This window comes from Devosia chinhatensis, assembly GCF_000969445.1.
Taxonomy (GTDB): Bacteria; Pseudomonadota; Alphaproteobacteria; order Rhizobiales; family Devosiaceae; genus Devosia; species Devosia chinhatensis.
The window spans coordinates 1,990,942-2,004,270 of record NZ_JZEY01000054.1; the positions used below are offsets into that span (position 1 = coordinate 1,990,942).

Annotated in this window: 17 protein-coding genes; 14 read left to right on the top strand and 3 right to left on the bottom strand. The window is 61.1% G+C overall.

The features are described from left to right. Positions 1-25 precede the first annotated feature (25 nt). The 4 genes from urtB (at position 26) to urtE (ending at position 4,461) form a co-directional block, all read left to right on the top strand. Positions 26-1,639 carry an urea ABC transporter permease subunit UrtB gene (urtB, locus tag VE26_RS09605; protein ID WP_046104725.1) on the top strand — a complete coding sequence of 538 codons (1,614 nt, stop codon included), beginning with the start codon at positions 26-28 and terminating at the stop codon, positions 1,637-1,639. A gap of 166 nt (positions 1,640-1,805) precedes the next feature. Then, on the top strand, positions 1,806-3,005 hold the full coding sequence (gene urtC / locus VE26_RS09610) for an urea ABC transporter permease subunit UrtC (RefSeq protein ID WP_046104726.1): 1,200 nt from the start codon (positions 1,806-1,808) through the stop codon (positions 3,003-3,005). 5 nt (positions 3,006-3,010) lie between these two features. Continuing rightward, positions 3,011-3,760, top strand: a complete 750-nt coding sequence (gene urtD / locus VE26_RS09615) for an urea ABC transporter ATP-binding protein UrtD (RefSeq protein WP_046104727.1) — start codon at positions 3,011-3,013, stop codon at positions 3,758-3,760. After that, positions 3,757-4,461 carry an urea ABC transporter ATP-binding subunit UrtE gene (gene urtE, locus VE26_RS09620; RefSeq protein WP_046104728.1) on the top strand — a complete coding sequence of 235 codons (705 nt, stop codon included), beginning with the start codon at positions 3,757-3,759 and terminating at the stop codon, positions 4,459-4,461. Before urtD ends, urtE begins: the two co-directional genes overlap by 4 nt. 49 nt (positions 4,462-4,510) lie before the next feature. Here urtE and VE26_RS09625 read toward each other — a convergent pair whose 3' ends face one another. After that, entirely contained in the window at positions 4,511-4,840 is a 330-nt protein-coding gene (locus VE26_RS09625) for a hypothetical protein (RefSeq protein WP_046104729.1), read from the bottom strand. A 77-nt stretch (positions 4,841-4,917) separates the two neighbouring features. Here VE26_RS09625 and VE26_RS09630 point away from each other — a divergent pair, with 77 nt between their 5' ends. The 4 genes from VE26_RS09630 (at position 4,918) to VE26_RS09645 (ending at position 6,892) form a co-directional block, all read left to right on the top strand. Next, the gene (locus VE26_RS09630) at positions 4,918-5,757 is read left to right on the top strand and encodes an urease accessory protein UreD (RefSeq protein WP_052715792.1); all 840 of its coding nucleotides are present in this window, start codon (positions 4,918-4,920) and stop codon (positions 5,755-5,757) included. Between the two features lie 11 nt (positions 5,758-5,768). After that, positions 5,769-6,071 carry an urease subunit gamma gene (locus VE26_RS09635; protein ID WP_046104731.1) on the top strand — a complete coding sequence of 101 codons (303 nt, stop codon included), beginning with the start codon at positions 5,769-5,771 and terminating at the stop codon, positions 6,069-6,071. 31 nt (positions 6,072-6,102) lie between these two features. Then, positions 6,103-6,408, top strand: coding sequence for an urease subunit beta (locus VE26_RS09640; RefSeq protein WP_046104732.1), 306 nt, complete (start codon positions 6,103-6,105; stop codon positions 6,406-6,408). A 79-nt stretch (positions 6,409-6,487) separates the two neighbouring features. Further along, entirely contained in the window at positions 6,488-6,892 is a 405-nt protein-coding gene (locus VE26_RS09645) for a hypothetical protein (protein WP_046104733.1), read from the top strand. 50 nt (positions 6,893-6,942) lie between these two features. Here VE26_RS09645 and VE26_RS09650 read toward each other — a convergent pair whose 3' ends face one another. Both VE26_RS09650 and VE26_RS09655 read right to left on the bottom strand, forming a co-directional pair. After that, the gene (locus VE26_RS09650; RefSeq protein WP_152658784.1) at positions 6,943-7,560 is read right to left on the bottom strand and encodes a hypothetical protein; all 618 of its coding nucleotides are present in this window, start codon (positions 7,558-7,560) and stop codon (positions 6,943-6,945) included. Between the two features lie 160 nt (positions 7,561-7,720). Continuing rightward, positions 7,721-8,293, bottom strand: coding sequence for a hypothetical protein (locus VE26_RS09655; RefSeq protein ID WP_046104735.1), 573 nt, complete (start codon positions 8,291-8,293; stop codon positions 7,721-7,723). A gap of 163 nt (positions 8,294-8,456) precedes the next feature. On the opposite strand from VE26_RS09655, the gene ureC reads away from it, so the two are divergent. From ureC to VE26_RS09685, 6 genes are all read left to right on the top strand, one after another. Continuing rightward, positions 8,457-10,166: an urease subunit alpha gene (gene ureC, locus VE26_RS09660; protein ID WP_046105220.1), complete on the top strand. Its 1,710-nt coding sequence runs from the start codon at positions 8,457-8,459 to the stop codon at positions 10,164-10,166. Between the two features lie 29 nt (positions 10,167-10,195). Further along, positions 10,196-11,299, top strand: a complete 1,104-nt coding sequence (locus VE26_RS09665) for a methyltransferase (RefSeq protein ID WP_160297826.1) — start codon at positions 10,196-10,198, stop codon at positions 11,297-11,299. A gap of 62 nt (positions 11,300-11,361) precedes the next feature. Continuing rightward, on the top strand, positions 11,362-11,751 hold the full coding sequence (locus VE26_RS09670; protein ID WP_046104736.1) for an MliC family protein: 390 nt from the start codon (positions 11,362-11,364) through the stop codon (positions 11,749-11,751). 23 nt (positions 11,752-11,774) lie between these two features. Continuing rightward, positions 11,775-12,248 carry an urease accessory protein UreE gene (locus tag VE26_RS09675; RefSeq protein WP_046104737.1) on the top strand — a complete coding sequence of 158 codons (474 nt, stop codon included), beginning with the start codon at positions 11,775-11,777 and terminating at the stop codon, positions 12,246-12,248. Further along, entirely contained in the window at positions 12,245-12,901 is a 657-nt protein-coding gene (locus VE26_RS09680) for an urease accessory protein UreF (RefSeq protein ID WP_046104738.1), read from the top strand. Before VE26_RS09675 ends, VE26_RS09680 begins: the two co-directional genes overlap by 4 nt. After that, positions 12,898-13,329, top strand: coding sequence for a DUF3995 domain-containing protein (locus tag VE26_RS09685; RefSeq protein WP_084620196.1), 432 nt, complete (start codon positions 12,898-12,900; stop codon positions 13,327-13,329). The genes VE26_RS09680 and VE26_RS09685 overlap by 4 nt, the downstream gene beginning before the upstream one ends.

Below are 13,329 nucleotides of genomic sequence, written 5' to 3' on the forward strand. Positions count from 1 at the left end.
CCAGAACCACAAGGACGCCATAGCCATGACCACCCTCCGCGCTCTTCGCCTGGTGCTTCTGGCCCTGCCGTTCCTGCTGATCTCGATGCAAACGGCCAGGGCACAGGAAGCCGACATACCCGCGCTGATCCAGGCCATGGGCGAAGCCAACCTTCGCGAACTGGGCCAGATCGTCACCGATCTCGCCAGCACCGGCGATGCCGCAATTGTTCCCGCCCTGCAGGCCCTGGCAGACGGCAACCTGTATCAGGACGACAGCTCTGGCGCCGTGGTCATCCAGCGGGGCGCGAGCCATCTCGATCCGCTGACCGGCGAAGCCGTCGATCTCGGATCCGATGCCGACCTGTCGCGTATCCGTGTCAACAACAGCCTGCGGCGCGATATTGCCTCCGCCCTCGCTGGCATGACGCTGATGAGCGACAACCCCGGGACGCGCCTCCGGGCGGCCAACGGATTCCTGGCGAGCCCCGATCCGGCCAATATGCCGCTGCTCGACGAGGCCATCGCGGTCGAAACCAATGCCGAGGTGCTGCGCGCCATGCAGACCGCACGCGCCCTCACGATCCTCCGCGACGACGACGCCGGGATCGAAGACAAGATTGCCGCCGTTCCTCTGATAGCCTCAGGTGCCGGACGTGGCGCCATCACCATCCTCACCAGCGCACTCAACACCGCGCCGGAAGAGGTTCGCCCCGCCATCCAGTCGGCACTTTCAGGCCTTGAACAGGAACGCGCGGTCTGGGGGGCTTTGCAGAATGTGTGGTTCGGCATTTCGCTAGGTTCGGTGCTGCTGCTGGCCGCCATCGGCCTTGCTATCACCTTTGGCGTCATGGGCGTCATCAACATGGCGCATGGCGAAATGGTCATGCTGGGCGCCTATACGACCTTTATCGTGCAATTGACGATCCGTCAGAACTTTCCCGGCCTGCTCGATTATTCGCTGCTGATCGCCCTGCCCGCCGCCTTCTTCGTCACCGGGGCCATCGGCATCGGGATCGAGCGCGGCATCATCCGCTGGCTCTATGGCCGGCCGCTCGAAACGCTCCTGGCCACTTGGGGCATTTCGCTGATCCTGCAGCAATCGGTGCGCTCGATCTTCGGACCCACCAACCAGATGGTGATCGCCCCGAGCTGGATGAGCGGCTCTTTCGAATTCTATGGCCTGTCCATAACCTATGGCCGTTTCTGGATCGTGATCTTCGCCGCCATCGTTTTTGCCCTGCTGCTGGTCGTGCTCAATCGCACCGCATTGGGCCTGCAGATGCGCGCCGTGACGCAGAATCGGCGCATGGCCTCGTCCATGGGCATCCGCACACCCTTCGTCGATGCCATGACCTTCGGCCTTGGCTCGGGCATTGCCGGCCTTGCCGGCGTGGCACTCACCCAGATCGACAACATCTCGCCGAACCTGGGACAGAACTACATTATCGACAGCTTCATGGTTGTGGTGTTCGGCGGTGTCGGCAATCTCTGGGGCACGCTGGTCGGCGCCCTGACGCTAGGCGTCGCCAACAAGTTTCTCGAACCCTATGCCGGAGCGGTTCTGGGCAAGATCCTGATCCTGGTGCTGATCATCCTCTTCATTCAGCGCCGGCCGCGTGGCCTCTTCGCGCTCAAGGGCCGGGCGGTGGAGCAGTGATGACAATGCAGCTCAAGGCCCCATCACCCGTCTCGGGCTGTGCCCGATCCGCCCTCTCCCCGGGTGGGAGGGGATTGGCGCACCCCTCTTGTTCGTTTTCCTCTTTAGGGAAAGGTGGCGCGCAGCGCCGGATGAGGATGCTTCTCAAAGCGACTGGATATTACCCATGCTGACCCAAGCCCTGTTCCGCGCACTCGACAAGAAGGCGATCTGGGTCATCGCGATTTTCCTGGCTGTGGCCATCCTTGTGCCGATGGCCAATCTGCTGATCCCGCCCGGCCAGTTCGGCCATGTCCCGACCTATCTGGTTTCGCTGATGGGCAAGTATCTGGCCTATGCCATCCTGGCGCTCGCACTCGACCTGGTCTGGGGCTATTGCGGCATTCTTTCCCTGGGGCATGGCGCTTTCTTTGCCTTGGGCGGCTATGCCATGGGCATGTATCTCATGCGTCAGATCGGCAGCCGCGGCGTCTACGGCAATCCCAATCTTCCCGACTTCATGGTGTTCCTGAACTGGCGCGAACTCCCCTGGTACTGGCAGGGCTTTGACAATTTCTGGTTCGCCATGGCCATGGTGGTTTTCGTGCCGGGGCTTCTGGCCTTCATCTTCGGCTTTTTCGCCTTCCGCAGCCGCGTCACTGGCGTCTATCTCTCCATCATCACCCAGGCGATGACATTCGCGCTGTTGCTGGCCTTCTTCCGTAACGACATGGGCTTTGGCGGCAATAACGGGCTGACCGACTTCAAGGACATTCTCGGCGTTCCCGTTCAGGCCCAGACCACCCGCGTCACCCTTTTTGCGGCAACTGCGATCACCCTGGCCCTTTCGGTTCTGGTCTGCTCGGCCATCGTCAATTCCAAGCTGGGCAAGGTCATGGTGGCGGTCCGCGACGCTGAAAGTCGCACCCGCTTCCTCGGCTATCGCGTTGAATATGTGAAGCTCTTTGCCTTTACCGTATCGGCAATCATGGCCGGCATCGCCGGGGCACTTTACGTGCCGCAGGTCGGCATCATCAATCCTGGTGAATTCGATCCTGCCAATTCCATCGAGGTGGTCATCTGGACCGCTGTGGGCGGTCGCGGCACCCTGATCGGCCCCATCATCGGCGCCATCGTGGTCAATCTGGGCAAGTCCTGGTTCACCACCACCCTGCCCGAGCTCTGGCTCTTTGCGTTGGGTGCGCTCTTCGTCTTCTCGACGCTTTTTCTTCCAAAGGGGATTGTCGGTCTCTGGAAACAGCTGCTCGGCCGGCGCCGCAAGCCTGTCGACCCGCCGCCATCGACGCCGCAGCAATCTGCCGACATGGAAAAAGGCGAAGACCCGGCCACCTTTGATACCGGCATCCAAACCCGGCCAGCGGAGTAAAGGCGATGAGCACTGCGCAGGATACCATGCTCTACCTCAACGGCGTCTCGGTCGCCTTTGACGGGTTCAAGGCCATAAACAACCTCTCGATCATTGTCGGTCCGGCCGAAATGCTGGCCATTATCGGCCCGAACGGCGCAGGCAAGACAACGATGATGGACATCATCACCGGCAAGACCCGCCCCGATGCGGGAGACGTCCTCTTCGATGGTCGAACCGACCTGACCCGGCTCGACGAAGCTGCGATTGCCAATCTCGGCATTGGTCGCAAGTTCCAGAAGCCGACGGTGTTCGAGAGCCATACCGTCTGGGACAACCTCGAAATGGCGCTGAAAAAGCCGCGCGGCGTCTTTTCGACGCTGTTCTATACGGCCGGCCGGGACGACGTCGTCCGCATCGAAGAAATCCTCGATACGGTGCGCCTGCGTCATCGTCAGGACGAGCTCGCGGCCAATCTGAGCCATGGCCAGAAGCAATGGCTTGAGATCGGCATGCTGCTTGCGCAGGACCCCAAATTGCTCCTTGTCGACGAACCCGTGGCGGGCATGACCGACAGCGAGACCGAGGAAACGGCAAAACTGCTGCGCGAGATTTCCCAGACCCGCTCCGTTGTCGTCGTCGAACATGACATGAGCTTTGTACGCGAACTCGGCTCGCGCGTCGTCTGCCTCGCCGAGGGCGCCGTACTGGCCGAGGGAACGCTCGATCAGGTCAGTGGCAATCCCGTCGTCATCGAAAGGTATCTTGGCCGATGAGCACTGCTCTCACGATTTCCAACATCGATCTCCATTATGGCGCGGCCCAGGCTCTCAAGCGCATCTCGATTACCTGCGCTCCTGGTCGGATCACCGCCGTTCTGGGCCGAAATGGGGTCGGCAAGTCATCCACACTGCGCGCGGTCACCGGCATCAATCACATCTCGGCAGGAGAGATTGCCTTTGGCAGCGACACCCTGCGCAAGGCGCCACCCTATAAGCGCGCCCGCCTGGGCATCGGATATGTGCCCCAGGGTCGCGAAATCTTCCCGTTGTTGACGGTCAAGGAAAACCTGGAAACCGGTTATGCCGGCCTGTCCCGCGGCGATCGCAACGTACCGGCATATATTTTTGAACTCTTTCCCGTGCTCAAATCCATGCTCAACCGACGCGGCGGCGACCTCTCCGGAGGCCAGCAGCAGCAATTGGCGATCGGACGAGCGCTTGTCACCCGGCCCAAGGTGCTGGTGCTCGATGAGCCGACCGAAGGCATTCAGCCCTCCATCATCAAGGACATCGGCCGGGCGCTACAGTTTCTGCGCGACGAAAAGGGAATGACGATCCTGTTGGTCGAGCAATATCTCGATTTTTGCCGGGAGATAGCCGACGACATCTATGTCATGGATCGCGGAGAAATCATGCACAACGGACCAGCTGCCGACTTGGACCGTGCCGACGTCCGGCAACATCTCATGGTATGAACGCAAGACGCCCGGCCTAAGCCGGGCGTCTTGGACTTCAGAAGAATGCTTAGTTGACGAGGCCGCCAGCAACACAATCTTCGAGGGTGATGGTGTCGAGGTCAACCGTGGTCGCCGAGTTGCGGCTATCGAGGTCAGCCTGGGCGCCGGTCGGCTCATCCGTGGTGCCGGAGGTGCTGGCAGCCGGATCGGAGGGGTCGAGACCAGCAGGGGTGCCCTGGGCGTCAGCCAGCGACAGGGCATCGCAGTGCTGCTGCACGATCGGCAGATCGGTTTCGGAAACTTCGTTGTCGCCAACCATGGTCTGGGCATAGGCTGCACCACCGAACGAAACAGCGGTAACCAGGGCGAAGACACTCAATGCGGACTTAATGGTCATTTTAATAACCTCTTGAAAATTCTCTTTGAAAGAGCGTTTGCTCATCCATAAAACGAGCGTCCTCAAGGATCGTTGCATTGAAATTTGCTGTCCCTGAAAAATTCCCGGCCGCGAGGCTCCAGCGCGCACGTGGCATCGGGCGGATCAGCACCAAGCAGCGCGACAGCCGCACCGTTCTCGATACGCTCTTCCAGGAAGGCTGCAGCAAGATCCGCCTGCCCAATACCCATTCTTCAGCGCTCGAGGCTGTGCTCATCAACACTGCCGGGGGCATCACCGGGGGCGATCACCTGGCATGGGCCGCGGACGTCGCAGCCGGCGGACGTCTGGTGCTAACGACCCAGGCCTGCGAACGCAGCTACCGCTCTACCGGCGATGTCGCCCAGGTCCATATCGATCTCAAGGTCCGGGCCGGTGCGCATCTCGACTGGCTGCCCCAGGAGACCATCCTTTTTGAAGCCAGCAAGCTGCACCGCTGGCTGAACGTGGATCTCGAGGAAGCGGCGACCTTGACTGCCATCGAGGCCGTTCTTCTCGGGCGGGATGCCATGGGCGAAGATGCATACGATGCGATCCTGCGCGACAATTGGCGGGTCCGGCGCAACGGTCGCCTCATCCATGCGGAGGCCACCAGCCTCTCCGGGCAGGGCAACGAGCGCGATGCGCCATCCCTTCTCGCCGGCAACAAGGCCTTTGCCAGCATTCTGCATATTGCGGCCAACGACGACGCTGCTGCCGCCCTCGCCACTCGGATTCAACAACGTCTGCCCGACGGCGCCATCGCGCTCAGCGTCAACGGACCGCGTCTCGTCATACGCGCCATGGCTGAAACTGGGCTTGCATTGCGACGTATGATCGTTCCAACTCTATATGAACTGACAGGCGCGGGCAGCTTGCCCCGTCTCTGGCATCTCTAGGATCAAGCCCGATGAACCTGACCCCGCGCGAAAAAGACAAGCTTCTCATTGCCATGGCGGCCAATGTCGCCCGTCGGCGCCTGGAGCGCGGCGTCAAGCTCAATCACCCCGAAGCCATTGCACTGATCACCGATTTCGTCGTGGAGGGCGCTCGAGATGGGCGCGCCGTCTCCGAGCTCATGGAAGCGGGCGCCCATGTCATCACGCGCGAGCAGGTCATGGACGGCATTGCCGAGATGATTCACGATGTACAGGTGGAGGCCACCTTCCCCGACGGGACAAAGCTGGTCACCGTGCACCAGCCCATCCGCTAGCGCCGCCCGCCTGCCAACGAGGAGAAGACTTGTGATTCCAGGACAGATCATTCCGGCCGAGGGCGATATCGAACTCAACGTCGGGGCCGAACAGGTGGTGCTCGAAGTCGCCAATGTCGGCGATCGCCCCATTCAGGTGGGATCGCACTATCATTTCTATGAAACCAATGCTGGTCTCAGCTTCGATCGCGAAAAGACGCGCGGCATGCGCCTCGATATCGCCGCAGGCACCGCCGTGCGTTTCGAGCCCGGTCAGCGTCGCGAAGTCCGCCTTGTGCCGATTTTGGGTGACCGCAGGATATTCGGCTTTCGTCAGATGGTAATGGGACAAGTGTGAGCTTGCCCCTCAGCAGCATGGCCTCGGCGCGCGAAAGCTGATCTAAGCCGCATCAAACGATTTGCCGGACCCTGAAAAAATGGATGACACCCAGCGCAAGGAACAGTTCAAGCTCCAGCTTGCCAGCACTTTGGCCGACCTCAAGTCCGACGGCGTCCGCAATGTCGAAGCCATGGCGCTGATCGGCAGCCTCGCCACCGAGCTTGCTGACCGCTTGGGGCAGAACACGTGGAGTCAGGCCAAGACCATTCTCAGCGCACAGCAATTCGACGAATTGCTGACCTCGTTCCGCCTGCGCGGCAATCAGATGCAGCAATCGGGCAAGTCAGGTCACGTCTATGCGCTGCAGGCGCTGAGTGTGTCGCTGGTTGCCAAGGGACTGAGCGATGACGCCGATATTGCTGCCGGAGAACAATTACTGGACGCGCTGATCGATCGCACCGTTTCGGTAACGCGCAAAGGGATTGCGGCCACGAAAAACTAAAACGCCGGACCCAGGGGTCCGGCGCTTTGAGCTAGTCCGAAGAGTTCGGGTTAGCTGTTGCTCTCGTTCGTATAGATCGTCAGCGAGCCATCCTGGTCGTTGCTCAGGGCAACAACATCAGAGATGTCGATCGAGTTGGCCGACAGCAGATCGTTGAGGGCCGAATTGTTGCTCACGGCATCCTGAAGAGCCGAGATGTTGCTGGCATTGCCGTTAAGGGCATCGTTCAGCGCATTGGCATCGAAGTTTGCCACGTCGGCGATATCGACCACGCGAACATCGCTGACATCGGAGATGCCGCTGATATCGCCGTTACCGGCTTCGATCATCGACAGGACATCCGAGAAGTTGGCAACATTGCCGACCGAGCCGACATCACCAAGCGTGCCCGAAGCATCGCCACCGACATCACCGGAATTGGTCACGCCGCCGATGGTGCTGTCGAGCGTGTCAGTGACGGTATTATTGAGCGTGTCGCCCACAGTACCGTCGACAGTGCTGTTCACCGTGTCATTCACGGCATCGACGGTGCCATCGACCGTAGTGGTCACGGTATCGAGAGTATCACCAAGAATATTGGTGCTGTCACCGCTCTGCGCATAAGCAACAGCAGAAGTCAGCGAAAGGGCAGCAACAGAACTAATAAGAACCTTATGGAAAGCACGCATGGCTTCCTCCATTTAATTATTTATTAACGAAACCTTGGCGGTTCGGGGAGGAAAACAACTTCAAAAGCGGTTCGTTCCAATTTTAACGACGCCCGCTGCGCTAATAAGTGTTAGTTTCGAAACTGCATTTTCGTTTAAAATCAAAGAGTTGCGACCGACACTATCGAAGTGATATCACTATCTTCTCACCAATCGTGATCGCCTGAACGGCGTCCGAGTTGATATTTGCGGCTGAAAGCGCCTCACCAAGAATGCGCTGCGAGCTTAGCAGCTCGTCGATGATCGCTGGCTCGAACTGGCATTCCGACGCTCGGACGACAACTTCCAGACGATAATCCAGCGCCTGCCCGAGCTCCCAAGCAGACGGAGCGATACAAGCCTCCCCATCCGCACCCGTCTCGTCGGGAGAGAGTACCGCGCCCGAGCGGGACGTCTCATTCGCTGCCGGCCGATCTTCGCGAGATTGTACAGAGGTAACCGACTGGGCGGAACCGGACGTCCCCCCGCTATTGCCCAGCCCGATCCCTATTCCGTTGACCGAAACGGATGCGCCGGCCGAGCCACCATCATCTCCGCGCCCAAGCGACACATCGCCGCCAGACTGCAACTCGACCGATACCGCTCCACCCAGCAGGTCGAGCGATTGGGTCTGCGTGCCGGCGCCCTCTATCCCCTGCGCCAGAGCGGGCAAGCTCGCAAAGGTCAGCGCCGCGACAAGTGCAAATCGAAACATGTTGGAACTCCGCTTGTGTCGGCGGACCAACGGGTCGTTCGTGAAGCGGTTCCGAAATCGCTGGAGACTGGGCGCAAAGGCATGATCCGGCCTTGCCAGCCTTGCGGACAATAAGCCAATGTCACACCGGGAAGCATCTGCCGCGCGCATCACGGGACACACCATGCCAGCACGTATCTCACGCGCAACCTATGCCGACATGTACGGCCCCACGACCGGCGACAGGGTCCGCCTGGCCGACACCGAATTGTTCATCGAGGTCGAGAGGGACTTCACTACCTATGGTGAAGAGGTCAAGTTCGGCGGCGGCAAGGTCATCCGCGACGGCATGGGCCAGTCACAGCGCACCCGTGCGCAAGGTGCCGTCGACACCGTCATCACCAATGCGCTGATCGTTGATCATACCGGCATCTACAAGGCCGACATCGGACTGAAGAACGGCGTGATCGCCGGCATTGGCAAGGCTGGCAATCCCGATACACAGCCAAACGTGGATATCATCATCGGCCCATCCACCGAGGCGATTGCCGGCGAAGGCAAGATCATCACCGCCGGCGGCATGGATGCCCACATCCACTTCATCTGCCCTCAGCAGATCGAAGAAGCCCTGATGAGCGGCGTCACCACCATGCTCGGCGGAGGCTCGGGCCCCGCTCATGGCACCCTCGCCACCACCTGCACCGGCGCCTGGCACATCGAGCGCATGATCGAGAGCTTCGATGCTTTCCCGATGAACCTGGCCCTTGCCGGCAAGGGCAATGCCGCCGTCCCGGCGCCGCTCGAAGAAATGATCCTCTCGGGCGCCTCCGCGCTCAAGCTGCACGAGGACTGGGGCACGACGCCCGCCGCCATCGACAATTGCCTGTCCGTCGCCGACGCCTTCGACGTCCAGGTGATGATCCACACCGATACGCTCAACGAGAGCGGCTTCGTCGAAGATACGGTCGGCGCCTTCAAGGGCCGCACCATACACGCCTTCCACACTGAAGGCGCGGGTGGCGGGCACGCTCCCGACATCATCAAGGTCGCGGGCCTGCCCAATGTCATCCCGTCCTCGACCAACCCCACCCGCCCTTACACGGTCAATACGATTGCCGAGCATCTCGACATGCTCATGGTCTGCCATCATCTCGACCAGTCCATCCCCGAGGATGTGGCCTTTGCCGAAAGCCGGATCCGCAAGGAAACCATCGCGGCCGAAGACATCCTGCATGATATGGGTGCCTTCTCGGTCATCTCCTCGGACAGTCAGGCCATGGGCCGCGTCGGGGAAGTGCTGATCCGCACCTGGCAGACCGCAGACAAGATGAAGCGCCAGCGGGGTCGCCTGCCCGAGGAAAAGGGCGATAACGACAATTTCCGCGTCCGCCGCTACATCGCCAAATACACGATCAATCCCGCCATCGCACATGGGCTCTCCACCCATATCGGTTCAGTCGAGGTGGGCAAGCGCGCAGACCTTGTGCTGTGGAACCCTGCCTTTTTTGGCATCAAGCCGGAAATGGTCCTGCTCGGCGGCTCCATCGCCGCCGCTCCGATGGGTGATCCAAACGCCTCCATCCCCACCCCGCAACCCATGCATTATCGTCCCATGTTCGGTGCCTACGGCAAGCTCGTGAGCCGCTCCTCGGTGACCTTCATTTCCCAGGCCGCGCACGATGCCGGCCTGCGCAACCGCCTCGGCGTCGAAAAGCAATTGCTGCCGGTGTTCAATACCCGCGGGGGCATCGGCAAGGCGTCAATGATGCTCAATACGGCAACGCCCCATATCGATGTGCATCCCGAAACCTATGAAGTGCGCGCTGACGGGGAATTGCTGACCTGTGAGCCGGCGACGGTGCTTCCCATGGCCCAGCGCTACTTCCTGTTCTGATGAAAGCGTCTGCAAAAGCCCCGGCTGGCATGCCGGCCAATCCGGTCCTCGCCCTGCGCGCCCGCGAATTGCTGGCCGAAAGCGAAGCTCTGATCAAGGCCAGGAAGGTTGCAGAAGCGGTCCGCGCCAGCGTCGAACTGGTCAACATTGCCCCAGAGCTCCCTGAGGCCCACCGCCTCATGGGCTCGCTGGCGATGACCACCAGCGCACCCGAAATTGCCGTTGGCAGTTTCGAGCGTGCTCTGGCGCTGAAGCCCGGGTCTGAAGGCCTCCATCTCGATCTTGGTCAGGCGCTGATGGCGGCGGGCGAAACTGTCAAGGCGCGCGACATTCTCCTCAAAGGGCTGGCGCTCAACGCCGCTAACGGCAAATTGCTGCGCGAATTGGGCCAGGCCCAGTTGCAGCTGGGTGATCGGGACGGCGCGCTCAAGAGCTTCCGACGCGCTCGGAAGACTTTGCCCGATGACCATTTCACTGCGCACATGGTTGGCGCCCTGTCTCAGCCCGGCACCACCAACGATGCCTATGTCGCCGATCTCTTCGACAAATATGCCGGCCATTTCGAAGCGCATCTGACCGGCAAGCTGCAGTATCGTGTGCCACAGGCGTTGGCAGATCTGCTCCGCGAAACCGGGCGCCCCCTTGGCGCGGCCCTGGATATCGGCTGCGGCACCGGCCTTGTCGGTGCGGCGCTCGGCGCTTCCGCCAGCGCCATCGACGGCATCGACCTTGCGCCGCGCATGGTCGAAAAGACTCGGGAGACAGGGTTCTATCGCAATCTTGCCGTCGGCGAAGCAGCGCGCACTTTGGCGACCGAGGCCGACTTTGCCGGCCCTTACGACACCGCTGTCGCAGCCGATGTCTTCATCTATGTCGGCGCCATCGAAACCTTGTTTGCCGCCATTGTGGCCCGGCTCGCTCCCGAAGGACTATTCGCTTTCTCCATCGAAACAGCTGATAGGGACGATGTCGAAATCCGAGCCAGCGGCCGTTTCGCTCACTCCGCGGCTTATATTGAGCGGCTTGCAAAAACGCACGACCTGATCGTCTTGCGGCGGCAGGATCATGACATTCGCCTTGAAGACAACCGCCCCATAAAAGGCGCGCTCTACATCCTCGCCCGCGATCGATGATTGTCTCACTTCTGCCGTCCGGCCGGGAAATAATGAGGCAAGACCGAGAAAGGACCAGTCCGATGCGCCATTTCCATGCCTTGCCGCTCGCCGCCGCCGCTTTGCTGATCACCACGGGCTTGTCGCACGCCCAGGCGACTACCGGCGCCTCCCTGTCCCTCACTCTCGAAAGTGCCGGCGACATTGAGCGCCGCATCGTGACCTATCAGTGCGAGGACGAGCAGGCGCTGAGCGTGCAATACGTCAACGCCGCGCCGAACTTCCTCGCAATCGTTCCGGTCGATGGCGTCAACCACGTCTTCGCCACGACCATTTCGGCTTCCGGCGCCCGCTACGTGTCCGGGCCTTATGAATGGTGGAGCCATCAGGGTGAAGGCACCCTGCGCGACCTGATGCAGGATGAAGATGCCGAGCCACTGGCGACCTGCACTGAAGTCAGCAACACACCGTAAAACCGACGAGACCCTGCCCAGACATGCTGCGCGTCACTGCCATCCGGCCTGCCGGAACCATATCCGAGCCCGAATTCGACAGCGTTGTGCTCGAGCATGACGAGCGACGGCTGCGCCGCAAGATGCTGCGAACCAAAGGCGGCCTCGATCTTCTGATCGACCTGCCGCAGACCATGACCCTTTCGCCATGGGACCGTCTCGCGCTGGACGATGGCCGCAACGTTGCAGTGGTCGCTGCCGAAGAACTGCTCTACGAAATCGCGGCCCGCGACGGTGGCCATCTTCTGCGGCTGGCCTGGCATATCGGCAACCGCCACACCCCGGCGCAGCTCGAGCCGACGCGCATCCTCATCAAGCGCGATCACGTGCTCAAGACCATGCTGGAGGGCCTTGGTGCCACCGTCTCCAACGTGACAGAACCCTTCTTTGCCGAACATGGCGCCTATCACGCCCATGGCCATGCCGAGGAGGGCCATGCCCTCCTCAACCGGCGGTGAGCGCCGATCTGCAGAAACTGCTGACCTGGCTATCGCCTGCCTTCCCGGTGGGCGCCTTTGCCTGGTCGGCCGGTCTCGAAACCGCAATTGTCGAAGGTCTGGTTACCGATCGGAACACAACTCAGGACTGGATTGCCGGAACCCTGAACCATGGCGGGTTGCGCACTGATGCCATTCTGCTGGCCCACGCCCATAAGAGCTACATGGAACCTGCAACCCTGATGGCGTTGGCAGATCTATGTCTGGCACTGACGCCGGCGCGCGAACGACACGCCGAAACGATCACCACCGGAAACGCCTTCGTTTTGGCCAGCGCGGCATGGCCCACGGCACGGCCACTCTCGCTGCCGCAGCCCTGCCCCTACCCGATTGCCGTAGGCGCATCGACCGGCGCCCATGATATCGATCTGCGGCAGAGCCTGATCGCTTTTCTGACGGCGACGGTGCACAGCCAGGTGTCGGTGGCTGTACGCCTTATCCCCATCGGACAGACTGACGGGCTCTCGATCATGGCGAGCCTGGAGCCGGCCATCGCGGCCGCCGCTGATCTGTGCCAGCATGCCGCACTGGACGATATCGGAACCGTGGCGTATGGCGCCGATATTGCGCAAATGAAGCACGAAATGCTGACGACAAGGATTTTCCGCTCATGAACATGTTCATCGCGTCCTTCATGTTCATTGGGCTCTTTGCCGTATCGATGGCGCATTTTCTCTGGGCGCTGGGGCGAACCTGGCCCATCCGCGATGAGAAACTTCTGGCCCAGACGGTGGTCGGCACTGCTGGAGTTCAACACATGCCGCCGCGCTGGGCTTCGCTCGGCGTGGCCATTGCCACCCTTGCAGCCGGCATTCTGGCGCTGGCGCTCGCTGATCACGATAGTGGCGGCGCCTGGCTGACCATCACCGGTTGCGGCCTTGCCCTGCTGTTTCTCGCCCGCGGCCTTGTCGGCTATACCGGCTGGTGGGCCGCCCAGACGCCCGAACCCAATTTCCGCCTCAACGACCGGCGCGTCTATTCTCCGCTCTGTCTCCTGCTCGGCCTGGGCTATATTGCCTTGGTCGTCATCCGCCTCTCCTGA